Annotated in this window: 21 protein-coding genes; 10 read left to right on the top strand and 11 right to left on the bottom strand. The window is 61.5% G+C overall.

Annotated features, from left to right (window positions below; genetic code table 11):
- Positions 1–261: 261 nt before the first annotated feature.
- Positions 262–1,890: a glucan biosynthesis protein D gene (locus ACLD1X_RS02790; RefSeq protein ID WP_429366015.1), complete on the bottom strand. Its 1,629-nt coding sequence runs from the start codon at positions 1,888–1,890 to the stop codon at positions 262–264.
- A 416-nt stretch (positions 1,891–2,306) separates the two neighbouring features.
- On the opposite strand from ACLD1X_RS02790, the gene ACLD1X_RS02785 reads away from it, so the two are divergent.
- A complete protein-coding gene (locus ACLD1X_RS02785) occupies positions 2,307–2,492 on the top strand; it encodes a hypothetical protein (RefSeq protein ID WP_429366014.1) in 186 nt (61 codons plus the stop codon).
- A gap of 36 nt (positions 2,493–2,528) precedes the next feature.
- Here ACLD1X_RS02785 and ACLD1X_RS02780 read toward each other — a convergent pair whose 3' ends face one another.
- From ACLD1X_RS02780 to ACLD1X_RS02735, 10 genes are all read right to left on the bottom strand, one after another.
- Positions 2,529–2,819, bottom strand: coding sequence for a type II toxin-antitoxin system RelE/ParE family toxin (locus ACLD1X_RS02780; RefSeq protein WP_429366013.1), 291 nt, complete (start codon positions 2,817–2,819; stop codon positions 2,529–2,531).
- On the bottom strand, positions 2,797–3,045 hold the full coding sequence (locus ACLD1X_RS02775; protein WP_008021026.1) for a CopG family ribbon-helix-helix protein: 249 nt from the start codon (positions 3,043–3,045) through the stop codon (positions 2,797–2,799). Before ACLD1X_RS02775 ends, ACLD1X_RS02780 begins: the two co-directional genes overlap by 23 nt.
- Positions 3,046–3,242: 197 nt before the next feature.
- Positions 3,243–4,727 carry an APC family permease gene (locus ACLD1X_RS02770; protein ID WP_429366012.1) on the bottom strand — a complete coding sequence of 495 codons (1,485 nt, stop codon included), beginning with the start codon at positions 4,725–4,727 and terminating at the stop codon, positions 3,243–3,245.
- A gap of 288 nt (positions 4,728–5,015) precedes the next feature.
- Positions 5,016–6,440 carry a gamma-aminobutyraldehyde dehydrogenase gene (locus tag ACLD1X_RS02765; protein WP_429366011.1) on the bottom strand — a complete coding sequence of 475 codons (1,425 nt, stop codon included), beginning with the start codon at positions 6,438–6,440 and terminating at the stop codon, positions 5,016–5,018.
- 170 nt (positions 6,441–6,610) lie between these two features.
- Positions 6,611–7,420, bottom strand: a complete 810-nt coding sequence (locus tag ACLD1X_RS02760) for an ABC transporter permease (protein ID WP_429366010.1) — start codon at positions 7,418–7,420, stop codon at positions 6,611–6,613.
- Positions 7,410–8,357 carry an ABC transporter permease gene (locus ACLD1X_RS02755; protein ID WP_429366009.1) on the bottom strand — a complete coding sequence of 316 codons (948 nt, stop codon included), beginning with the start codon at positions 8,355–8,357 and terminating at the stop codon, positions 7,410–7,412. The genes ACLD1X_RS02760 and ACLD1X_RS02755 overlap by 11 nt, the downstream gene beginning before the upstream one ends.
- A 1-nt stretch (position 8,358) precedes the next feature.
- Entirely contained in the window at positions 8,359–9,396 is a 1,038-nt protein-coding gene (locus ACLD1X_RS02750) for an ABC transporter ATP-binding protein (RefSeq protein ID WP_429366008.1), read from the bottom strand.
- Positions 9,397–9,543: 147 nt separating this feature from the next.
- Positions 9,544–10,695 (bottom strand): putative ABC transporter substrate-binding protein YdcS, encoded by a 1,152-nt coding sequence (gene ydcS / locus ACLD1X_RS02745; protein ID WP_429366007.1) that lies wholly within the window; start codon positions 10,693–10,695, stop codon positions 9,544–9,546.
- Between the two features lie 84 nt (positions 10,696–10,779).
- On the bottom strand, positions 10,780–12,237 hold the full coding sequence (locus ACLD1X_RS02740) for a gamma-aminobutyraldehyde dehydrogenase (protein WP_429366006.1): 1,458 nt from the start codon (positions 12,235–12,237) through the stop codon (positions 10,780–10,782).
- Positions 12,238–12,384: 147 nt separating this feature from the next.
- The gene (locus ACLD1X_RS02735) at positions 12,385–13,299 is read right to left on the bottom strand and encodes a LysR family transcriptional regulator (protein ID WP_429366005.1); all 915 of its coding nucleotides are present in this window, start codon (positions 13,297–13,299) and stop codon (positions 12,385–12,387) included.
- A gap of 205 nt (positions 13,300–13,504) precedes the next feature.
- On the opposite strand from ACLD1X_RS02735, the gene ACLD1X_RS02730 reads away from it, so the two are divergent.
- From ACLD1X_RS02730 to prfB, 9 genes are all read left to right on the top strand, one after another.
- Positions 13,505–14,197 carry a tellurite resistance TerB family protein gene (locus ACLD1X_RS02730; protein ID WP_429366004.1) on the top strand — a complete coding sequence of 231 codons (693 nt, stop codon included), beginning with the start codon at positions 13,505–13,507 and terminating at the stop codon, positions 14,195–14,197.
- A gap of 325 nt (positions 14,198–14,522) precedes the next feature.
- Positions 14,523–16,145, top strand: coding sequence for a methyl-accepting chemotaxis protein (locus tag ACLD1X_RS02725; RefSeq protein WP_429366003.1), 1,623 nt, complete (start codon positions 14,523–14,525; stop codon positions 16,143–16,145).
- The gene (locus tag ACLD1X_RS02720) at positions 16,145–16,681 is read left to right on the top strand and encodes a chemotaxis protein CheW (RefSeq protein ID WP_429366002.1); all 537 of its coding nucleotides are present in this window, start codon (positions 16,145–16,147) and stop codon (positions 16,679–16,681) included. The genes ACLD1X_RS02725 and ACLD1X_RS02720 overlap by 1 nt, the downstream gene beginning before the upstream one ends.
- A complete protein-coding gene (locus ACLD1X_RS02715; protein WP_429366001.1) occupies positions 16,678–17,949 on the top strand; it encodes a CheR family methyltransferase in 1,272 nt (423 codons plus the stop codon). Before ACLD1X_RS02720 ends, ACLD1X_RS02715 begins: the two co-directional genes overlap by 4 nt.
- Entirely contained in the window at positions 17,946–18,626 is a 681-nt protein-coding gene (locus tag ACLD1X_RS02710; RefSeq protein ID WP_429366000.1) for a chemotaxis protein CheW, read from the top strand. The genes ACLD1X_RS02715 and ACLD1X_RS02710 overlap by 4 nt, the downstream gene beginning before the upstream one ends.
- Positions 18,623–20,896 (top strand): hybrid sensor histidine kinase/response regulator, encoded by a 2,274-nt coding sequence (locus ACLD1X_RS02705; protein WP_429365999.1) that lies wholly within the window; start codon positions 18,623–18,625, stop codon positions 20,894–20,896. Before ACLD1X_RS02710 ends, ACLD1X_RS02705 begins: the two co-directional genes overlap by 4 nt.
- On the top strand, positions 20,893–21,903 hold the full coding sequence (locus tag ACLD1X_RS02700; RefSeq protein ID WP_429365998.1) for a chemotaxis response regulator protein-glutamate methylesterase: 1,011 nt from the start codon (positions 20,893–20,895) through the stop codon (positions 21,901–21,903). The genes ACLD1X_RS02705 and ACLD1X_RS02700 overlap by 4 nt, the downstream gene beginning before the upstream one ends.
- Before the next feature lie 48 nt (positions 21,904–21,951).
- Positions 21,952–22,953 (top strand): diguanylate cyclase, encoded by a 1,002-nt coding sequence (locus ACLD1X_RS02695; RefSeq protein ID WP_429365997.1) that lies wholly within the window; start codon positions 21,952–21,954, stop codon positions 22,951–22,953.
- A 208-nt stretch (positions 22,954–23,161) separates the two neighbouring features.
- Positions 23,162–24,257, top strand: a protein-coding gene (gene prfB / locus ACLD1X_RS02690; protein ID WP_143512432.1) for a peptide chain release factor 2 whose coding sequence is annotated in 2 segments (ribosomal slippage) — positions 23,162–23,233 and positions 23,235–24,257 — 1,095 coding nt in all. Because the reading frame shifts where the segments join, the coding sequence is not laid out codon by codon here.
- Positions 24,258–24,353 lie beyond the last annotated feature (96 nt).

Here is a 24,353-nt window from a genome sequence, read left to right as displayed (position 1 = left end):
TTGTTTTTTTTATGGAGCCAGTTCATCGGCCCTTTTGTGCTGCAAAACACCTGAGCGCTACGATGAGTAGGCGCAAAGGACGTTCGTCGAAGAAGTGTAGAGCATGACTCGTGCCAGACTAGTCATGATTAGTTACATCGTTGATTTGTAAGGGAATATAATATTTTGTGCACTGAAATTTCAGTGATGTGGTCCGGTTAACCGAACCGACCGTCAGGTCGCGTTCGGAAAACCGAATGGTGGCGGGGTGCTACCCGGTCATCAGGGGTATTTGCGCTTGTCGGGAGCTGGCGGGAAGTACTGGTACAACCAGGTCTCACTCAGCGTGCGGTCGTTGGTGCGGATGAACAGGCGCAGCTCGACAGGTTCAGTGCTGTCATTGGTCGGGTACCAGTCAAACAGGATGCGGTAGCCCTTGATGTCATCGAGCTTGAGGACGCTGAAATCCTTGACCTCGCCGTTCGAGCACGTGACCACCGGCTCGATGCCCGCGCCTTCGGGCAAGCGGTCCAGGCCGCCACCGGTGAAGTCCACGGCGAAACGACGGGCCCAGACTGGCGGGTAATGCTCGCCCGGTGCCCAGCCTTCGGTGAAACCGCCCATCCCGGAACGAGTGGCATTGACCCGCGCCAGCGGCGTGCCGACCGGAGGCAATGCGCTCCAGTAGAGCTTGTAGCCGTAGTTCAGCGAATCGCCGGCAGCCACCGGTTTCTTCGGGGTCCAGAAGGCGACGATGTTGTCCATGGTTTCGCCCGTGGTGGGGATTTCCAGCAGGTCGACCGAGCCTTCGCCCCATGCGGTGGTCGGTTCGACCCACAGGCTCGGGCGACGGCTGTACCAGTCGACGGTGTCCTGATAGCTGGCGAACTCGTGGTCGGTCTGCACCAGGCCGAAACCTTTCGGATCCTTGTCGGCGAAGGCGTTGAATTGCAGGGTCGCCGGGTTGTTCAGCGGACGGCAGATCCACTCGCCGTTGCCGCGCCACATGGCCAGGCGATCGGAGTCATGGATTTGCGGGTGAATGGTGTCGCACATCCGGCGTTCGTGGGTACCGCAGCTGAACATGCTGGTCATCGGCGCGATGCCCAGCTGGTCGATGGCGGTGCGAGCGTTGATGTGGGCGTCGATCTCCATCACCACGCGCTCGGCCTGGCAGTCGATATCGAAGCGGTAGGCACCGGTGGCGCTCGGCGAGTCGAGCAGGGCGTAGACCACGAAACGGGTGCTGTCCTTGTCCGGCGTCTCGAACCAGAACTTGGTGAAGTCGGGGAATTCTTCGCGTTTTTTGGCGTAGGTGTCGATGGCCAGGCCGCGGGCCGACAGGCCGTACTGGCCGGTGGCGTCCACCGCACGGAAGTAGCTGGCGCCAAGGAAAGACACGACATCGTGCTTGTCCAGTTCCGGGGCCTTGAACAACTTGAAGCCGGAGAAACCCAGGTCGCCCTTGAGCTGTGCGGTGTCGACCGCGGTGTTTTCATAGTTGAACAGCGATGGGCGGAAATGCACTTCACGCGCCTGGCGGGTCCTGGGGTCGACGCTGTACATGCGCACCGGTTGCTTGAAGCCCATGCCGACGTGGAAAAACTGCACATCCAGCTGACCGTTCAGGTCATTCCACAACGAATGGTTGGCGTCATAGCGGATCGCGTTGAAGTTCTGCGGCGTCATGCTCGCCAGGGTCGGCGGCAACTGCTGCTTGGTGTCCTGGTAGCGATTGCTGGCAAGCTGCCTGGCCTGGATTTTCAGTGCTTCGAAGTCGAACGCGGTGGCCTCGCCATCAGCGGTGCCGGTGTTGCCGGCCCAGGCCTGGGTGGCCAGCAGGCCCGTGGCGGACAAGCCGGTGTAGGCGGCAATGGCCATGGAGGCTTTGAGCAAGTTCCTGCGGTGCATAAATACAACCTGTCGTGAACAATCCCGCGCCGTTCCTGGCACGTGCTGGATCAGAAATATCGGTTCGGACATGCCTTCGGCCAAACGCAACGGACTTTGAAACAGATGCCGGATAGCTTAAACCGTTCGATTGCAGAGCAAAATTGATTGATGGCATTGCGCCGGCCCGGCAATGAAACAAGACATGTCGGGAAACAATTCCGACAGTGGTTTCTGATTTGAAGGGTGTTTCTGCCTTTTTCGACTAATTACTCTAAAAATCGCTTTTCAGCGCCCGGAATATTTCTATTCTGTGCACATGACCGGTCTATGCCCGAAAGGCCGGCGCGGTTCAGTCGGCACGATGCGGCTGCTGAAAAGGGGGAGGGCGATGCGGTTTTTTGCAGTTTTCTTTGACGTTCAGAAGGACATCGTCCATGTCGAAAGTACAAGGCATCACCGAAATGTTGGGAATCTTTCCGTGTCTGGCCATGGTGCAGCGAAGACGCCGACTCAATAGCGAAGAAATGAAACTGGTGGAGCGCTATCGGGAACTGTCGGAGAGCGACAGGATTGCGATGCGGTATCTGGTGGATGCGATGAGGAGTGTTTCGCGGTTTTGACCAGTGGGGCATCCCGTCCTGGCTGGATGCCCTCATCTACCAGTCCTGAGAGCGCTCGGATCGATGATGCAGAACGCGTAAAACTTGTACCTGGCCTTGGGAAAATCGGTAAGGGGCGATAAAGGGATAACGGCCAAGCACCAACTCTCTGACATCGGGCATGCCTGAAGGCCTGCCCGAGCCGGGAAACTGTTCCAACTGTTCAAAGGATTGCAAAATTGTGGAAATGATTTCGAGAGCGGCTTGTGCGCCAACTACCTTTCGGTAGTGCTCGTGGATGGTATCGAGATCGTTATCGGCTTTTTCAGTCAGTACTACGCTCGGCACGTTTTGCCCACTTAGCCTTCACGGCATCCAGATCGGTGAGTTTCCCCGCGTCGGCATCGGCGATGCCTTCACTGATGGCTTGCAGATGCCAGGACTCGGCTTCCACATATCGAACCAATGCACGCTTGAGATGGTACTGACGATCTCTGTCGGTCGCCGCAGCCAGTAAATCCAGCTGCTGTGCCAGTTGTTCTTCGACGCGAAAAGACAAAACGGGTGAGGCCATGATGGCTCTCCTAAAGTGTATACGCTGTAAACAACGTAAACACCCTAGGCTCTACCGTCGGATTCGTCAACCGATGCAGCGTGCATTCGTGACGAAACTCTAGCTGGAGATACTGGCGTGAGCCGGGAGGAAAATGTTGCGAAATGATTGGATTACTCTGATTGCCCCGGCACCCTTCGGTACCGGGGCAAACGCGGTCAGCGACTGACCTTCCACGCATCCCCCGCAGGCGCCGTGCCGTGGTCATACGGCTTGGCGATCCACATGTAGAGCAGGCCCAGGCCAATGACGATGGCGGTACTGAGCACCATTGCGTAGTTGATGTACCACGCGGCATCCGGCGTGCGTGGCCAGGCCATGTTGATGATGGCTCCGACACCGTAGACCAGCGCGCCGATGTTCACCGCCCAGCCCCAGGCGCCGAGGGTGAATTTGCCGCTCGGTTTCCAGCCCTTCATGCGGGCGTACAAGGCCGCGAGCACGATCATCTGGAACGCCAGGTAGATGCCGATGGCGGCGAAGCTGACAATGGTGGCCACCGCGTCCTGCAGGAAGAAGCCGAGGATGATGATCAGTGCCGGCAGGACGCCAGACACGAACAGCGCGGCAACCGGAACCTGAGTTGTAGGGGAAATCTTTTTCAGCAGTCGGCTGCCGATGACCATTTCATCACGGGCGTAGGAGTACAGCAGGCGACTGGCCGCTGCTTGCAGGCTGATCACGCAGGAGATGAAGGAAATCATCACCACACCCATCACCACTTTCGAACCGATCGGTCCGAATGCGTTGTTGAGGATGGTGGTGACCGGGTCCTTGTCGGTGCCGTTGATCACTGCTTGCATGTCTGGCACGGCCAGGATCAGCGCCAGGCAGGCGAACATTGCCGCGATGCCGCCGATGTAGATGGTCATGCGCATGGCCACCGGGATTTTCTTGCTTGGGTTCGGGGTTTCTTCGGCTACGTCGCCGCAGGCCTCGAAGCCGTAGTACAGGAACATCCCCGCCAGCGAAGCGGTGAGGAACGCCGGCAGGTACGAGCCGTCGACGCTGATATCGAAGGTGTTGAACAACACGCTGATCGGTTGATGACGTTCGAAAATCAGCAGGTAAACGCCAACGATGACCGCGCCGACCAGTTCACAGAGGAAGCCGAACATGGCGATCCGCGCCAGCACCTTGGTGCCGCTGAGGTTGACCAGGGTGGCGAACAGCGTCAGGAACAGGGCGATGATGATGTTGGTGTTGTTGCTCGGTTCGAAGCCCATCATGGCCGCGAGGTACGGACCGGCACCCACTGCAACCGCGGCGATGGTGACGCACAGGGCGATGGAGTAGATCCAGCCGACCATCCACGCCCAGCGCTTGCCCACCAGACGACGGGCCCATGGATACACGCCGCCGGAAATCGGGAACTGCGAGACCACTTCGCCGAAGATCAGGCACACCAGCAACTGGCCGCAACCGACCAGCAAGTACGCCCAGAACATTGGTGGCCCGCCTGCAGCGAGGCACAGGCCGAAGAGGGTATAGACCCCCACGACCGGGGACAGGTATGTGAAGCCCAGGGCGAAGTTTTCCCACAGGCTCATGCTGCGATTGAAGTTGGAGGTATAGCCCAGCTTGCGTAGCTGCTCGGCATCGCTGTCGGCAACGGCTGCAGAGAGGTCGGGTGATGCAGTCATGTGTATTTTCTCCGGAAAATCGGCAGATTTCGGATGTCCGAAACCGTGGCGGGGCCATGAGGGCACCGCCCGGATCGGTGGTTATTGTTTTGTCTTCTTTGGGGTGGAGCCTGGTGGTGCGTATTGCCGGTTTCTGCCTTGAAACCGAGGTGACCCATTTGCTGTAGGAGCAGCCGGTCGACGCTCGATTGCTCGCGAAAAACCTGAGGACACTGCGGGGCGTCAGGTTTCCCGCGTCATCGTTGACGTCCATCGCGAGCGAGCTCGCTCCTACAGGCGATGTTTTTTTTAATGCTTGAACATCACATGGCGAACGACGGTGTAGTCCTCCAATCCGTACATGGACATGTCCTTGCCATAACCGGACAGTTTCTGACCGCCATGAGGCATTTCGCTGACCAGCATGAAGTGCGTGTTGACCCAGGTGCAGCCGTACTGCAAGCGGGCCGACAGGCGATGGGCGCGGCCGACATCGGCGGTCCACACCGACGACGCCAGGCCGTAGTCCGAATCGTTGGCCCAGCCCAGCACCTGCGCTTCATCGCTGAATTTGGTTACCGAGACCACTGGCCCGAACACTTCGCGGCGGACGATTTCATCGTCCTGCTGCGCATCGGCCAGCACGGTGGGTTCGAAGAAGTAGCCATTGCCTTCAACCGCCTTGCCACCGGTGATCAGGCGAATGTGCGGCTGGGCCACGGCGCGTTCGACGAAACTGGCCACGCGGTCACGATGTTGCGCGGTGATCAGCGGGCCGAGTTCGGTCGACGGATCGTCCTGCAAGCCGTACTTGATGCTGCTGACGGCGGCGCCGAGTTTCTCGACGAACTTCTCGTAGATGCCGGCCTGGGCGTAGATGCGGCAAGCCGCGGTGCAGTCCTGGCCGGCGTTGTAGAAGCCGAAGGTGCGGATGCCCTCGACGGCGGCATCGATGTCGGCGTCGTCGAAGATGATCACCGGGGCTTTGCCGCCCAGTTCCATGTGCATGCGTTTGACGGTGTCGGCGGTGCTGGAAATGATGTTCGAACCGGTGGCAATCGAACCGGTCAGTGACACCATGCGCACTTTCGGGTGGGTGACCAGCGGGCTGCCGACGCTAGGACCACGGCCGAACACCAGGTTGAGTACGCCGGCCGGGAAGATAGCCGATGCCAGTTCGGCCAGGCGCAGGGCGGTCAGCGGTGTCTGTTCCGACGGCTTGAGTACCACGGTATTGCCGGCGGCCAGGGCCGGGGCGATTTTCCAGGCAACCATCATCAATGGGTAGTTCCACGGCGCGATGGAGGCGATCACGCCCACCGGATCGCGGCGGATCATCGAGGTGTGGCCCTGCAGGTATTCGCCACCGGCCGAACCGCTCATGCAGCGGCTGGCGCCGGCGAAGAAGCGGAACACGTCGGCAATGGCCGGGATCTCGTCGTTCAGCGCGGCGCTGTAAGGCTTGCCGCAGTTGTCCGACTCCAGTTTGGCCAGCTCTTCGCCATGGGCCTCGATGGCATCGGCGAGTTTGAGCAGCAGCAGCGAGCGCTCTTTCGGCGTGGTCTGCGACCAGCTGTCGAACGCGGCGTCGGCAGCGCGCACGGCGGTATCGACCTGGGCTTCGCTGGCTTCGTTGATTTCCACCAGCACACTACCCAGCGCCGGGTTGAACACAGGTTGGGCGGGGCCTTCGCCGACGAGCAGTTGGCCGTTGATCAAGAGTTTGGTTTGCATGGCATTTGTCCTCTTAAAAGCAGATCTTGTTTTGAAACCGGCCCCTGTGGGAGCGGGCTTGCCCGCGAAGAGGCCATCACATTCAACATTGATGTCGGCTGATACACCGCTTTCGCGGGCAAGCCCGCTCCCACAGGATTCGGTTTTTACAGTGGGTATCGAGTTGTTCGTTATTTCCCGCCGCTCCCCGCCACGCTCTCACCGCCACGGGTCAGGTAATAGGCGCCGAGGATCGGCAGCATGGTCACCATCATCACCAGCATCGCCACGACGTTGGTCACCGGCACGTCCCGTGGGCGGCTGAGCTGGTTGAGCAGCCACAGCGGCAGGGTGCGTTCATGGCCGGCAGTGAAGGTGGTGACGATGATTTCGTCGAACGACAGGGCAAACGCCAGCATGCCGCCGGCCAGCAACGCCGAGCCGAGGTTCGGCAGGACGATGTAGCGGAAGGTCTGCCAGCCGTCGGCGCCGAGGTCCATCGAGGCTTCGATCAGGCTGTGGGAGGTACGACGCAAACGGGCGATGACGTTGTTGTAGACGATCACCACACAGAAGGTCGCGTGACCGACGATGATGGTGAACATCCCGGGTTCGATTCCCAGTGTCTTGAACGTCGCCAGCAGCGCGATCCCGGTGATGATCCCCGGCAAGGCGATCGGCAGGATCAGCATCAGCGAGATGCCCTGCTTGCCGAAGAAATCGCGGCGATACAGCGCGGCCGAAGCCAGCGTGCCGAGGATCATGGCGATCAGGGTGGCAATCGAGGCGATCTGCAACGACAGCTTGATCGCTTCGAGCACGTCCGGCCGTGAGAACGCCACGCTGAACCACTTCAGGGTGAAGCCCTTGGGCGGAAAGCTGAACGCCGCGTCTTCGGTGTTGAAGGCGTACAGAAAGATGATCAGGATCGGGAAGTGCAGGAACAGCAACCCGCCCCAGGCTGCGATGCGCAGGCCTATAGAAGCTTTCTCAGAGTGCATCGAAGGCCCCCAGGCGTTTGACGATGGACAGGTAGATGGCGATCAGCACGATCGGCACCAGGGTGAAGGCGGCGGCCATTGGCATGTTGCCGATGGCACCTTGCTGGGCGTAGACCATGCTGCCGACGAAGTAGCCGGGCGGGCCGACCAGTTGCGGCACGATGAAGTCACCCAGGGTCAGCGAGAAAGTGAAGATGGAGCCGGCGGCGATGCCGGGTACCGACAGCGGCAGAATCACTTGCATGAAGGTCTGGCGCGGCTTGGCACCGAGGTCGGCGGAGGCTTGCAGCAGCGATGGCGGCAGGCGCTCCAGCGAGGCCTGGATCGGCAGGATCATGAACGGCAGCCAGATGTAGACGAACACCATGAAGCGGCCCAGGTGCGAGGTCGACAAGGTACTGCCGCCAACACCCGGCATGCCCATCACCATTTGCAGGAACGGCTCCAGCCCCAGGTGCTGCACGAACCATTGCGCCACGCCGCCCTTGGCCAGCAAAAGCGTCCAGGCGTAGGCCTTGACGATGTAGCTGGCCCACATCGGCATCATCACCGCGATGTAGAAAAACGCCTTGGTCTTGCCCGTGGTGTAGCGCGCCATGTAATAGGCAATCGGGAACGCGACGATGGCGCTGGCAATCGACACGACAATCGCCATGCCCAGGGTGCGCAGGATGATGTCGAAATTCGACGGCTGGAACAGCGCGGTGAAGTTAGCCAGGGTCAGGTCAGGGGTGACCGCCATGGTGAAGTCGTCGAAGGTATAGAAACCCTGCCACAGCAGTACCAGCAATGAACCCAGGTAGATCGCGCCGAACCACAGCAGCGGCGGTACCAGCAGTAGCGACAGGTAAAAATTCGGCCGGCGATACAGCAGGTTGGAAAACCTGCGCAGCAGCGAGCCACTGGCCGGCGTTTGAGGGATAGCCACGGTGTTCATCTCACACCCCGCCTGCAACGGTATCGTGCAACGGAATCATTGCCTCACGCGCCCAGCGTGCGCTGATGCGCTGGCCGGTCTGGTGTTGTGCGCTGGTGTCCAGCCATTGGTTGTTGGCCTTGCTGATGTTCAGGGTCTGGCCGTTTTCCAGTTTCAGCTCATAGCGAGTGGCGCTGCCTTGGTACTGGATGTCGTGGAGCAGGCCACTGACTTCGATTTCGTGGCTGGCCAGCGGGCCGTCGGCGAATCGCACGTGTTCCGGGCGAATCGAGAACGGCTGCGGGTTGCCACTCAACGCTCGGGCCAGGTCGCCGCGAATCACGTTGGAGGTGCCGACGAATTCCGCGACGAAGGTGGTGGCCGGTTTCATGTACAGGTTGCGCGGGCTATCGACCTGTTCGATGCGCCCCTTGTTGAACACCGCCACGCGGTCGGACATCGACAGCGCTTCGGTCTGGTCGTGGGTGACGAAGATGAAGGTGATGCCGAGCTGGCGTTGCAGCTTCTTCAGTTCGCCCTGCATTTGCTCGCGCAACTTCAGGTCGAGCGCGCCCAGGGGTTCGTCGAGCAGCAGCACCCGTGGGCGGTTGACCAGGGCGCGGGCCAGGGCCACACGCTGGCGCTGGCCGCCGGACAGTTGCACCGGCTTGCGGTCGCCGTAGCCACCGAGGGCGACCATGTCGAGGGCTTCTTCAGCGCGCTTCTGGCGTTCGTTTTTGCCGACGCCTTTGACTTTCAGTCCATAGGCGACGTTGTCGCGAACGTTCATGTGCGGGAACAGCGCGTAATCCTGGAACACGGTGTTCACGTCACGCTGGTAGGGCGGCAGCCCGGCGGCTTCGGCGCCATGAATACGGATGGAACCTGCGCTCGGTTGTTCAAAACCGGCAATCAGGCGCAAACAGGTGGTTTTGCCCGAGCCGGAAGGCCCCAGCATGGAGAAGAACTCGCCGTCCTCAATGTCGATGGAAACCCGGTCGACGGCTTTCACTTCGCCGAACTGACGGGAAACGTTGGTGAACTGGACTGCAAGTGTCATGGTGCGGTGCTCCAAAAAGGCGAAGGCCGTCGCAGCGGCCCTGCCTGGACTTCTGAAAAATCTGAATCTTTAAAAGCTTCGCGAGCAGGCTCGCTCCCACAGGGGAATGCGATCAATTGTGGGAGCGAGCCTGCTCGCGAATGGGCCTTACCTGCCGCCCATGATCGCGATGTAGTCCTGGGTCCAGCGGCTGTACGGCACGAACTTGCCGCCTTCAGCCTGCGGGGTTTTCCAGAAGGCGATCTTGTCGAAGTTGTCGAAACCGTTGGTCTTGCAGCCTTCGGCGCCAAGCAGTTCGCTCTCCTTGCACGCCGCCGGAACCGCTGGCAACGAGCCGAACCACGCCGCGACATCACCCTGGACCTTCGGTTGCAGCGACCAGTCCATCCACTTGTAGGCGCAGTTCGGGTGCTTGGCCTCGGCGTGCATCATGGTGGTGTCGGCCCAACCGGTGGCGCCTTCTTTCGGGATGGTCGATGCGATCGGTTGTTTGTCGTTCACCAGGCCGTTGACCTGATACGGCCAGGAGCTGCCTGCGACCACACCTTCGTTCTTGAAGTCGCTCATTTGCACAGTGGTGTCATGCCAGTAGCGGTGGATCAACGGCTGCTGGGCACGCAACAGGTCGAGTACGGCCTTGTACTGCGCCTCGGTCAGTTCGTAGGGGTTCTGGATGCCCAGTTCCGGCTTGGCGGTCTTCAGGTACAGCGCCGCGTCGGCGATGTAGATCGGGCCGTCATAGGCCTGCACGCGACCCTTGTTCGGCTTGCCGTCGGGCAGGTTTTCCGCATTGAACAGCACGCCCCAGGTGGTGGGCGCGGTCTTGAATACGTTGGTGTTGTACATCAACACGTTCGGGCCCCACTGATACGGGGTGCCGTAGGTCTGCTTGTTGACCACGTACCAGGGGCCGTCCTTGAGGCGCGGGTCGAGGTTTTTCCAGTTCGGGATCAACGCGGTGTTGATCGGCTGCACTCGCTTGCCGACGATCAGGCGCAGGGAGGCGTCGCCCGACGCGGTCACCAGGTCGTAGCCACCCTTGGCCATCAGGCTGACCATTTCATCGGAGGTGGCGGCGGTCTTGACGTTGACCTTGCAGCCGGTTTCTTTCTCGAAACCGGTCACCCAGTCATAGGCCTTGTCGCTCTCGCCACGTTCGATATAGCCAGGCCAGGCCACAATATCCAGTTGGCCTTCGCCCGCCCCGACAGCTTTGAGCGGCTCGGCGGCCTGGACGCTGGCGCTGGCCAGCAGCGCGGTGGTGATTGCACTGAGCAGTGCGGTCTTGTGCACGAACATGGGAATTCCCTCTTCTTTAATTATGGTCGGGGCAGTTTTTTGAACGTGGTGAAGCTGGCCTTTGGTGGCTTGTTATTAGCTTAGTCAGAGATGCTCGCCGTGGCGGGCCATGATGTGCCGCACCACGCTGTAGTCCTGAAGCGAGTCACTGGACAGGTCCTTGCCGTAGCCCGAGCGCTTCAGGCCACCATGGGGCATTTCGCTGACCAGCATGAAATGGCTGTTGATCCAGGTGCAGCCGTACTGCAAGCGCGCCGCGACCTGCATGGCCTTGTCCAGGTTCTGGGTCCAGACCGACGAGGCCAGGCCGTATTCCGAATCGTTGGCCCAGTCCACCGCTTGTTCCAGTTCATCGAAACGGGTCACGGTGACCACCGGACCGAACACTTCGCGCTGGACGATCTCGTCACTTTGCTTGCAGCCGGCCAGGAGGGTCGGCTGGTAATAGAAACCGGCGCCGGAATGCACGGCTGCACCGGTGACCCGCTCGATGTGCGGCTGGCCGAGGGCGCGCTCGACAAAACTGGCCACGCGGTCGCGTTGGCGGGTACTGATCAGCGGGCCGATTTCGTTGTCGGCGTCGCGTTTACCGGCGAAGCGCAGGCTGCCCACGGCCGCGCCGAGCTCGGCCACCAGACGGTCATGGATTCCCGCCTGGGCGTAGATGCGGCAAGCGGCAGTGCAGTCCTGGCCCGCGTTGTAATAGCCGTAAGTGCGCACGCCCTCGACCACGGCCTGAATGTCGGCATCGTTGCACACGATCACCGGCGCCTTGCCACCGAGCTCGAGGTGGGTGCGCTTGAGCGTTTTCGAGGCGGCCTGGAGGATTTTTTGCCCGGTGACGATATCGCCAGTCAACGACACCATGCGGACCTTTGGATGGCTGACCAAATGGCTGCCGACGCCTTCGCCACCCCCGCAAATGATGTTGATCACACCCCGCGGCAGGATCTCGGCCAGCGCTGGCGCCAGGGCCAGGATCGACAGCGGCGTGTGCTCCGACGGCTTGAACACCAGCGTGTTGCCGGCGGCAAGGGCCGGGGCGATTTTCCACGCGGCCATCATGATCGGGTAGTTCCACGGCGCGATGGAGGCGACCACGCCTATCGGATCGCGGCGCACCATGCTGGTGTAGCCCGGCAGGTATTCGCCGCTGAGCTGGCCGGTCTGGCAGCGCACGGCGCCGGCGAAGAAGCGGAATACGTCGATTGTGGCATTCAGGTCATCCTGACGGGCCAGGTGCAACGGCTTGCCGCAGTTCATGGACTCGAGGCGGGCCAGCAGGTCGGCGTTTTTTTCGATGGCGTTGGCGATGTCCAGCAACAGGTTCGAGCGTTGCTGTGGAGTAGTGCGAGACCAGCTGGCAAAGGCACGGTTGGCGGCGAGGATCGCGGCTTCGACTTGCTCGGTGCTGGCTTCGGCGATCCGGGTCAGGACTTCCCCGGTAGCCGGATTGAGAATCGGCTCGACGCAGCCTTGACCGGCAACCAATTCACCATCGATCAACAATGCGGTGAACAACGGGGTCTGCGCACCAGCCATTTTTCGGGTTCTCTTTGCTTGTGTGGCTTGTTGTGTAGACATGGCAGCGCTCCCGGTGACCGGGGGCCGGCTGTCTTTATTAGATGTAACAAGACTAGTGCGCGGCCCCGAGGACAACAAATACTAAATACTGAAGGTGGCGTTCGATTAAATAGATGGCTTGCGCCCGCCATGGGGTTGTTCGCGGGCGACCGTCAGGAACGGGTCCACCAGCGCCGGCCGCGCCGTGCCGCGACGCCACGCCAGGCCGACATCGAGGGTCTGGCTCAGGTCGGCAATCTGCCGGGCTTCGATGATGTCGCCCTCCAGCGACCATGGGCGATAAGTCATGTCGGGCTGGATCGACACCCCCAATCCGGCGGCCACCAGGCTTCGCACGGCTTCGGTCGAGGCCGTGCGCAGGGTGATGCGCGGTTGCAACGAGGCGGCGGACCACATGCGCTGGGCGTTGCGGTCCATTTCATCGACATTGAGTTGAATCAAAGGCTCGCGGGCGACGTCGGCGAGGTTGATGCTGTCGTGCTCCAGCAACGGGTGTTGGGCCGGCAGCCAGAGCCGGTGCGGCGAGTGGGTCAGCACTTCGGTCTGCAGGGCGTGGCGGTCTTCGAGGTTGGAAAGGATCAGCACGCCGACATCGATCTCGCCGCTGACCAGCAAGTGCTCGATGTACGGGCGCTCATCTTCCATCACGCGGATTTCCACGTTGGGGTAGGCGCGCTGGAAACGGGTGAGCAAGTCTGCCAGGTAATAACCGGCCACCAGGCTGGTCACGCCGACGATCAACTGCCCGGCGACCTGGTCGGTGCTCTGTTGCAGGCTGCGCTTGGCGTTGTCCACGGTGGCCAGGATCAAGTGCGCCTGGCGCAGGAACTGATGCCCCTGGTGGGTCAGGGTCATGCCCTTGGCATGGCGGCTGAACAGGCTGACGCCGATTTCTTCTTCCAGTTGCTGGATGGCCAGGGTCAGGGTCGACTGGGAAATGAACGCGGTTTGCGCGGCGGCCGAGATCGAGCCGGTCTCGGCCACGGCGATGAAATGACGGATCTGACGCAAGGTCATCATGGGAAAGCACCCGGTGGGCTGTTTTTATCGATTTTTGAGAGTGTATATCGTTTTTTTGAAACGCAGCTTTATGGGGGGCAAGCTTCAAGCGGCAAGCAGCAAGGCTTGAGCAACATCTCGAAGCACTCTTGCGGGCGGCCATCGGGCACTTTCGATCTAGGCTGGTGGCCTTGGTTTGAGGTTAAACGTCTTGTGGAGGCGGCGAATGAACACCCGTGGATTGCTCGATCAACTACTCAAGTCCGGCCAGGACCTGTTGCAGAACAAGGCCGGTGGCTCACAGCAAAAGGGCGCGAACGCTGGCACAGGTGCCCTTGGCAGTCTGCTCTCCGGCGCGGGCGGCGGGGCATTGGCGGCAGGCGCCATGGGCTTGCTGCTGGGCAGCAAGAAGGCCCGTAAAGTCGGGGGCAAGGTCGCGGTCTATGGTGGTCTTGCCGCGTTGGGCGTGCTGGCCTACAAAGCTTATGGCAACTGGCAGTCACAGCAGGGCGGTACAACGAGTCCGGAGCCGCAAACCCTGGACCGGGTACCCGCCGCGCAAGTCGAGTTGCACAGTCAGGCGATTCTCAAGGCGCTGGTGGCGGCGGCCAAGGCAGACGGTCATGTCGATGAGCGTGAACGTGCCTTGATCGAAGGCGAATTCACCCGGCTCGACAGCGATCAGGAACTGCAACACTGGCTGCACGCCGAACTCAACAAGCCGCTGGACCCGAGCGATGTCGCCCGCGCCGCCCGCTCCCCGGAAATCGCCGCCGAAATGTACATCGCCAGCGTGATGATGGTGGACGAGGAAAACTTCATGGAGAAGGCCTACCTCGACGAACTGGCGCGGCAGCTCAAGCTGGCGCCGGGGTTGAAGGCCGAGCTGGAGAAGCAGGTCCGCCAGGCATCCCTGTAAACCTTCAGGCTGTATTCGCGAGCAGGCTCGCTCCCATGTTGAATCTCTGGTGTAGATGGAATCTGCGATCACTGTAGGTCCACTGTGGGAGCGAGCCTGCTCGCGAACGCGTTTTCAGTCCCGCCTGCATCCTCAATGACCATTCCACGGTCCCTTTCTACCCAATCACCACTACCACTCATCCCCGCAATTAGCGGACAGTCCCAACCCAGAGCCCATCCCGCCTTTTTCAGCAGGATGAGAAGTGGCGCGCATCCGTCTTATAAATGAAACACCGCCCTCGGCTATACTCCCCGCATTTCGAATCAGGCCCTGAGGATTGACTGTGAAGAACTGGACATTGCGCCAACGCATCTTGGCGAGTTTTGCGGTCATTATCGCCATCATGCTGTTGATGGTGGTCGTCTCGTATTCGCGGTTGTTGAAGATTGAGGAAAGCCAGGACAGTGTTCGGGATGACGCACTGCCGGGGCTTTACTACAGCTCCATGATTCGCAGCGCCTGGGTCGATGCTTATCTGCAGACCCAGGAGATACTCGGCTTCAAGGAAGGGCAGGGCGTCAACAGTGAAGACGCCGCGGACTACAAGGCTTTCGAGGCACGCCTGCTGGAGCAGATGAGCAACTACCGCAACACCGTCACGACGGATGAGGACAAGGTCGAATATGCCGTCTTCGAACAAAAGCACGAGGAGTTCAACAAGGTTCTGGCGGCAGTGCTCGATCTGCATGGGCGCAACCAGCAAGCTGAAGCGGTCAGGTTGTTCACCGATCAACTGACCCCGGTCTGGACTGCCGGCCGGATGAAACTCAACGACATCATCCGCGAAAACAAGGCGGTGGCCGATCATGACATCGCCGCCATCGACGACGCGGTCGTCGCGGCAAAGATAAGCATGGGCGTTTCCCTGCTGGTGGCGGTGCTGGCCGCCGGCCTGTGCGGCCTGTTGTTGATGCGCGCCATCATGGCGCCGATGAACCGCATCGTGAATATTCTCGAAATCATGCGCACCGGCGACCTCAGCGGCCGCCTGAACCTGGAGCGCAAGGACGAATTCGGCGCCGTAGAGACCGGTTTCAACGACATGATGACCGAGCTCACTTCGCTGGTGTCCCAGGCCCAGCGTTCGTCGGTGCAGGTGACCACGTCGGTGACCGAGATCGCCGCGACCTCCAAGCAGCAACAGGCCACCGCCACGGAAACCGCCGCCACCACCACGGAAATCGGCGCGACCTCCCGTGAGATCGCCGCCACTTCCCGGGACCTGGTGCGCACCATGACCGAGGTCTCCACCGCCGCCGACCAGGCTTCCGTGGCCGCAGGCTCCGGGCAACAGGGCCTGGCGCGCATGGAGGAAACCATGCATTCGGTGATGGGCGCGGCCGATCTGGTCAACGCCAAGCTGGCGATCCTCAACGAGAAGGCCGGCAACATCAATCAGGTGGTGGTCACCATCGTCAAGGTCGCCGACCAGACCAACCTGTTGTCGCTCAACGCCGCCATCGAGGCCGAGAAGGCCGGGGAATACGGACGCGGTTTTGCCGTGGTCGCCACCGAAGTGCGGCGCCTGGCGGACCAGACGGCGGTGGCCACCTACGACATCGAGCAAATGGTGCGCGAGATCCAGTCGGCGGTATCGGCCGGGGTCATGGGCATGGACAAGTTCTCCGAAGAAGTGCGCCGCGGCATGTCCGAGGTGCAGCAGGTCGGCGAGCAGTTGTCGCAGATCATCCATCAGGTCCAGGCGCTGGCGCCGCGGGTGCTGATGGTCAACGAAGGCATGCAGGCCCAGGCTACCGGCGCCGAGCAGATCAACCATGCGCTGGTGCAGTTGGGTGATGCCAGCAGCCAGACGGTCGAGTCTCTGCGCCAGGCCAGTTTCGCCATCGATGAGCTGAGCCAGGTGGCCGTCGGGCTGCGCAGCGGCGTTTCGCGATTCAAAGTCTGATGAGCGAAATCACGGCCAAACGCTCTGCCGTGAAGCAGGCGCCGCATGCATTGTTTCTGGTGTTTCGCATCGGCAACGAACGCTATGCCCTGAAGGCTATCGAAGTGGCCGAAGTGTTGCCGCGCCTGCCCTTGAAGCCCATTCCCCATGCCCCGGCCTGGGTCGCCGGGGTGTTCGCCTATCGGGGGACCGTGGTGCCTGTGATCGACTTGAGCGCACTGACCTTCGGTACGCCGGCGCAGGTCCGTACCAGCACCCGGTTGGTACTGGTCAACTATCGCCCGGATGAAACCGCCGAGACACAGCTGCTCGGGCTGATTCTGGAACAGGCGACCGACACCTTGCGTTGCGATCCGGCGGATTTTCAGCCCTATGGCCTGGACAATCGGCAGACGCCTTACCTCGGGCCGGTCCGCAAGGACGAGGAGGGCTTGTTGCAATGGGTACGGGTCAGCGATCTGCTGGAGGATCAAGTGCGCGCATTGCTGTTTCCCTCGCCGCCAATGGATCCGACCTTGCTGGAGGGGCGGCCATGAACGGCGACCAGCGCTTTTTCGACTTCCTCAAGGAACGTATCGGGCTCGATGTGACCTCGGTGGGGCCGGCGATCATCGAGCGAGCGGTGCGCCAGCGCAGCATCGCTTCGCAAGCACTCTCGGCCGATGAGTACTGGCAAAACCTGCAGGGCTCGCGGGACGAGCAGCAGGCATTGATCGAAGCGGTGATCGTTCCGGAAACCTGGTTCTTTCGATATCCCGAGTCATTCACCACCCTGGCGAAGCTGGCGGGAAAACGTCTGACCGAGATCAACAACCTGCGCGCACTGCGGATTCTCAGCTTGCCGTGCTCCACGGGCGAAGAACCCTACTCGATCGCCATGGCGTTGCTCGATGCCGGACTCAAACCACACCAGTTCAAGGTCGACGGCATGGACGTCAGCCCGTTGTCGGTGGAAAAAGCCAGGCGAGCCTTGTACGGGAAGAATTCCTTTCGGGGTGACGACATTGTGTTTCGCGACCGCCACTTCATGGCTGAAGGCGATGGCTATCGCCTGAACCCGCGTGTGCAGGAGCAGGTGCGCTTGCAGGTCGGCAATCTGCTGGATCCGGCCTTGCTGGCCGGTGAGCCGCCATTCGATTTCGTGTTTTGTCGCAACCTGCTGATCTATTTCGACCAACCCACCCAGAAGCAAGTCTTCGAAGTGCTCAAGTGCCTGACCCACGTTGACGGAGTGCTGTTTATCGGCCCGGCCGAAGGCAGTCTGCTGGGGCGCCTGGGGATGCGTTCGATCGGCATTGCACAGTCCTTTGCATTCAGCCGGCAGGGGAGTCCGGACCCTGAGCCCTTGCCGGCATTCGTTCCCGCACCGTTGCCCGTGCCGCAACCGCTGCGCGCTCCAGCGCCTGCACCGGTGCGCAGTCGCCCATTCGCCCGTGTCGTGCCGCTGGCTGCTGCGCCAAAAACCTCTGGCACCGATACGGCCGTGCTGCTGGCGAACATCGCGGCCCTGGCCAACGAAGGCAAAAGCGCCGAGGCGAGAGCCGCGTGTGAAAGCTATTTGCGCAGTCATGAACCGGCGGCCCAGGTGTTCTATTGGCTGGGACTGCTCAGCGATGTCGCCGGTAGTGTCCTGGAAGCCCAGGTTTTTTATCGCAAGGCGTTGTACCTCGAACCGCAGCATCCCGACGCGTTGATGCACCTGGCCGTGTTGCTGCAGGCCCAGGGCGACGCGGCGGGGGCCAAACGATTGCAGGCGCGTGCCGCCCGTAGCGAGCGCGCCGCCGACAGTGAGCGTAAACGATGATCGCCTCCGACACTTTCAGCGTCACCCGGGATGCCCAGGCCATCGACGACTGCTGGAACCGCATCGGTATCCACGGTGACAAGTCCTGCCCGTTGCTGGCCGAACATATTCATTGCCGCAACTGTGCGGTGTATTCGGCGGCCGCTACACGCTTGCTCGATCGCTATGCGTTGCAGCAGGAAGATCGCGGGCCAGTGTCCGTCGCGGTCGAGAGCGAGGTGAAGACCCGCTCGTTGCTGATGTTCCGTCTGGGCGAAGAGTGGCTGGGTCTCGCGACCCGCAGCCTGGTCGAGGTGGCGCCGCTGCAAGCGATTCACTCCTTGCCGCATCAGCGTTCCCGCGCCCTGCTCGGCGTGGCGAATGTACGCGGTGCGCTGGTCGCCTGCCTGTCGCTGGTGGAGTTGCTCGGGCTCGACGGCACCGGTAACGGGGCGTCCGGTACGCGGGTCATGCCGCGCATGCTGATCATCGCGGCCCATGGCGGGCCGGTGGTGGTGCCGGTGGACGAAGTCGACGGGATTCACGCCATCGACGAGCCTGTCCTCGATGCCGCATCGCGCTCGGGTGCCCAGGCCAGCGCCAAATACACCCGTGGCGTGTTGCAATTCAAGGGTCGAAGCCTGCGTTGGCTGGATGAAGAACAGTTGCTGTCCGCCGTGACCCGGAGCCTCACATGACCCCCGAGCAAATGCGCGACACCTCTTTGCTGGAACTGTTCAGCCTGGAGGCCGAAGCCCAGACCCAGGTCTTGAGTGCCGGCCTGCTGGCGCTCGAGCGCGACCCCACCCAGGCCGATCAGCTTGAATCGTGCATGCGTGCCGCGCACTCGCTCAAGGGCGCGGCGCGGATCGTTGGCGTCGATGCCGGGGTCAGCGTGGCCCATGTGATGGAGGATTGCCTGGTCAGTGCCCAGGAAGGGCGCCTGTTGCTGCGTCCCGAGCACATCGATGCGTTGTTGCAAGGCACCGATTTGCTGATGCGCATCGCCACGCCGGGCAGCACCCCGGAGGCTGCGGACATCGAGGCCTATGTTGCGTTGATGGCGCGGTTGCTGGACCCGACGGCCTCGCTGGTTGCACCTGCTGCGCCGGTGATGGCCGAACTTCAACTCGAAACCCCCGAAGCCAGGATCGAGTCGCCAGCGCCTGTCGTCGAACCGCCACCGACCCCACGCAAGACCAAGCGCAACACCGAAAATGGTGAGCGGGTGCTGCGGGTCACCGCCGAGCGCCTGAACAGCCTGCTCGATCTGTCGAGCAAGTCCCTGGTGGAAACCCAGCGGCTCAAACCGCACCTTGCGACCATGCAGCGCCTCAAGCGCATGCAGAGCAACAGCCTGCGAGCGCTGGAGAGTCTCAATGTTCATCTCAAGGATCACGCCTTGAGCCTGGAGGCCCGGGAATCCCTGGAAGATGCGCGGCGCTTGCTCGCGCAATCCCAGCAATTGCTCATGGAAAAGAACGCCGAACTCGATGAGTTTGCCTGGCAGGCCAGTCAGCGGGCACAGGTGTTGTACGACACGGCGCTGGCCTGTCGCATGCGGCCGTTTGCCGATGTGCTGACCGGGCAGGTGCGAATGGTCCGGGATCTGGGGCGCGACCTGGGTAAACAGGTGCGACTGGAGATTGAAGGCGAGAAGACGCAGGTTGATCGCGACGTACTGGAAAAGCTCGAAGCGCCGCTGACTCACCTGTTGCGCAACGCGGTCGACCACGGCATTGAATCCCCTGAGCAACGCCTGCTGGCGGGCAAGCCGGCTGAAGGCCTGATTCGTCTGCGCGCTTCGCATCAGGCCGGTCTGCTGGTGCTTGAATTGAGCGATGACGGCAACGGCGTGGACCTGGAAAAGGTCCGCCGCAGCATCGTTGAACGAAATCTGTCGCCCGCGCAAACCGCCGCACAGTTGAGCGAAGAGGAGTTGCTGACGTTCCTGTTCCTGCCCGGTTTCAGTCTGCGCGACACGGTCACCGAGGTGTCCGGGCGCGGCGTTGGCCTGGATGCGGTGCAGCACATGGTCCGGCAGTTGCGCGGCGCGGTGGTGCTGGAGCAAACGGCGGGCGAGGGCAGTCGTTTCCACCTCGAAGTGCCGCTGACCCTGTCGGTGGTGCGCAGCCTGGTGGTGGAAGTCGGCGACGAAGCCTATGCCTTCCCGCTGGCGCACATCGAGCGCATGTGTGATCTGGAACCTGTGGATATCGTGCAGGTCGAAGGTCGCCAGCACTTCTGGCACGAGGGCCGGCATGTCGGTCTGGTAGCGGCCAGCCAGTTGCTGCAACGCCCGGCCAGCCAGGACAGCGGGCAAACCCTCAAGGTCGTGGTGATTCGCGAACGCGATGCCATCTATGGCGTGGCGGTCGAGCGTTTTATCGGTGAGCGCACGCTGGTCGTGTTGCCGCTGGACGAGCGCCTGGGCAAGGTGCAGGACATTTCCGCCGGGGCCTTGCTCGACGATGGCTCGGTGGTGCTGATCGTCGATGTCGAAGACATGCTGCGTTCGGTGGACAAACTGCTCAACACCGGTCGCCTGGAGCGCATTGCCCGTCACGGTCATCAGGTGGTCGAGGCGGCCCGTAAGCGAATTCTGGTGGTGGATGATTCCCTGACCGTGCGAGAGTTGCAGCGCAAGCTGTTGCTCAATCGCGGCTACGACGTGGCGGTTGCGGTGGACGGCATGGACGGCTGGAACGCGTTGCGTTCGGAGGATTTCGATCTGCTGATCACCGACATAGATATGCCGCGCATGGACGGCATCGAACTGGTCACGCTGCTGCGTCGGGACAATCGCCTGCAATCGTTGCCGGTGATGGTGGTGTCCTACAAGGATCGTGAAGAGGACCGGCGCCGTGGACTGGATGCCGGTGCCGACTATTATCTAGCCAAGGCCAGTTTTCATGACGACGCCTTGCTTGATGCGGTGGTTGAGCTCATCGGAGGAGCGCGTGCATGAGGATCGCAATCGTCAATGACATGCCCATGGCGGTGGAGGCCCTGCGCCGGGCGCTGGCCTTCGAGCCGACGCACCAGGTGATCTGGGTCGCCGGCAATGGCAGGGAGGCGGTGCAAAAGTGTGCCGAGCAGACGCCGGACCTGATTCTGATGGACCTGATCATGCCGGTGATGGATGGCGTCGAGGCCACGCGACGGATCATGGCCGAGACCCCGTGTGCCATCGTCATCGTCACCGTGGATCGCCAGCAGAATGTGCACCGGGTGTTCGAGGCCATGGGCCACGGTGCGCTGGACGTGGTCGATACCCCGACCGTCGGCGCCGGCAATGCCCAGGAAGCGGCCGCGCCGTTGTTGCGCAAGATCATGAACATCGGCTGGCTGATCGGCGACAAGGGCAACCGCCCGCGTACGGCGCCGGCACCGTTGCGCAGTTCGGGCTCACGCCAGAGCCTGATCGCCATTGGCTCATCCGCCGGTGGGCCGGCAGCGCTGGAAGTCTTGCTCAAGGGGCTGCCGCGTGATTTCTCGCCGGCCATCGTGCTGGTGCAACACGTTGACCAGGTGTTTGCCGCCGGCATGGCCGAATGGCTCGGCAGCGCCAGCGGGCTCGACGTGCGCCTGGCCCAGGAAGGCGAGCCGCCGCAAAGCGGCAAAGTATTGCTGGCCGGCACCAATCACCATATTCGCTTGCTGAAAAACGGCACGCTGGCCTACACCGCCGAACCGGTCAACGAGATCTACCGGCCCTCCATCGATGTGTTCTTCGAGAGCGTGGCCAGTAACTGGAACGGTGACGCCGTTGGGGTTTTGCTCACCGGCATGGGGCGTGATGGCGCCCAGGGGCTTAAACTCATGCGCCAACAGGGCTACCTGACCATCGCACAAGACCAAAGCAGCAGCGCGGTGTACGGCATGCCGAAGGCGGCCGCGGCCATCGACGCTGCTGTAGAGATTCGCTCGCTGGACAAGATAGCGCCACGATTGCTGGAGATGTTCCACAAATGAGTGCATTTTCCCGCAATCCTGGCCCAGGCAGTACTCAGGTGACCGCACATGAATGAATTACAGCTCGACGACTTCAAGACCGACGAAAACGCCGCCATGGTGTTGCTGGTGGACGACCAGGCCATGATCGGCGAAGCCGTGCGCCGCGGCCTGTCGAATGAAGAGAATATCGATTTCCACTTCTGCGCCGACCCGCACCAGGCCATTGCCCATGCGGTGCGGATCAAGCCGACGGTGATCCTGCAGGACCTGGTCATGCCGGGGCTGGACGGCCTGAGCCTGGTGCGCGAATACCGCAATCACCCGGCGACCAAGGACATTCCGATCATCGTCCTGTCGACCAAGGAAGACCCGCTGATCAAGAGCGCGGCATTCGCGGCCGGGGCCAACGATTATCTGGTCAAGCTGCCCGATACCATCGAACTGGTTGCACGCATCCGCTATCACTCGCGCTCCTACATGACCCTGCTGCAGCGTGACGCGGCATACCGCGCGTTGCGGGTCAGCCAGCAGCAACTGCTCGACACCAATCTGGTGCTGCAACGCCTGATGAACTCCGATGGCCTGACCGGGTTGTCGAACCGTCGGCACTTCGATGAATACATGGAACTGGAGTGGCGCCGTTCGCTGCGTGAGCAGAGCCAGTTGTCGTTGCTGATGATCGATGTGGATTACTTCAAGACCTACAACGACACCTTCGGCCACCTGGAAGGCGACGAGGCCTTGCGCAAGGTCGCCACGGCGATCCGTGACGCCAGTGCCCGGCCGTCCGACCTGCCGGCTCGTTACGGCGGTGAAGAATTCGCCCTGGTGCTGCCCAATACCTCCCAGGGCGGTGCGCGCCTGGTGGCGGAAAAACTGCGCATGACCGTGGAAGCCTTGAAGATCCCCCACATCTCCCCGAGCGAAGGGTCGAGCCTGACCATCAGCATCGGCCTGGCGACCATCACCCCGAAAACCGGCAGCAATTGCCGTGAATTGATCTCGGCGGCGGACAAGGGGCTGTATATGGCGAAGAACAATGGGCGCAACCAGGTAGGCATCGGCTGAACACTCCCCCCTTGTAGGAGCGAGCCTGCTCGCGATGGTCGTTAACGATGACGATGGCTATCTGAATAAACGCGGTGCCTGAGCGTTTCTCGCGAGCAAGCTCGCTCCTACAAAGGACTTGCGTTTTCGGCCGGGCGGACTGCCGTTTACGGCCGTTTGCCGTTATACTCGTCGGCTTTCAAAAGTTCGCCTACGAGTGCTGCCCGTCATGGAAATCAACCCGATCCTGAATACCATCAAGGACCTGTCCGAGCGCTCCGAAACTATTCGGGGGTATCTTTGACTACGATCAAAAGCATGAGCGTCTGACCGAAGTCAACCGCGAGCTTGAAGATCCGAGCGTCTGGAACAAACCTGAATACGCCCAGGAGTTGGGCCGCGAGCGCTCTGCGCTGGCGCAAATCGTCGATACCCTGGACGAGCTGAACACCGGTCTGGCCGATTGCCGCGACCTGCTGGACATGGCAGTCGAAGAGAACGACGAGGGCGCAGTGGGCGATGTCGTCGCCGAACTGGCCCGTCTCGAGGAAAGTCTGGCCAAGCTGGAATTCCGCCGCATGTTCAGCCACGAAATGGACCCGAACAACGCCTACCTGGACATCCAGGCCGGTTCCGGCGGCACCGAAGCGCAGGACTGGGCCAACATCCTGCTGCGCATGTACCTGCGCTGGGCCGACAAACGCGGTTTCGACGCGACCATCATGGAACTGTCGGCCGGTGAAGTCGCCGGGATCAAGGGCGCGACCGTGCACATCAAGGGTGAATACGCCTTTGGCTGGTTGCGGACCGAGATCGGCGTACACCGTCTGGTGCGCAAGAGCCCGTTCGACTCCGGCAACCGTCGCCACACCTCGTTCTCCGCGGTGTTCGTCTCGCCAGAGATCGATGACAAGGTGGAAATCGAAATCAACCCGGCAGACTTGCGCATCGACACCTATCGTTCCTCTGGTGCCGGTGGTCAGCACGTAAACACCACCGACTCGGCCGTACGTATCACCCACGTACCGACCAACACCGTGGTCAGCTGCCAGAACGAACGTTCCCAGCACGCCAACAAGGACACCGCCATGAAAATGCTGCGGGCCAAGTTGTACGAGCAGGAAATGCAGAAGCGCAACGCGGCGTCCCAGGCGCTGGAAGACACCAAGTCCGATATCGGCTGGGGTCATCAGATCCGTTCTTATGTACTCGATGCCTCGCGCATCAAGGATCTGCGCACTAACATCGAGCGCAGTGACTGCGACAAGGTGCTCGACGGCGATATCGACGAATACCTGGAAGCGAGCCTGAAGTCCGGGCTGTAAGCAATGCAATACGGGATCGGCTGACACCCCCCCGATCCCCTGTAGGAGCCAGCTTGCTGGCGATCCCCGGCCGCAGGCCGGGGGCAACGAACCCGT

The sequence above is a fragment of the Pseudomonas sp. 18173 genome (genome assembly GCF_050432945.1).
Classification (GTDB): domain Bacteria; phylum Pseudomonadota; class Gammaproteobacteria; order Pseudomonadales; family Pseudomonadaceae; genus Aquipseudomonas.
Note: the sequence above shows the minus strand (reverse complement) of the source record. Positions and strands in the feature narration are given on the sequence as shown.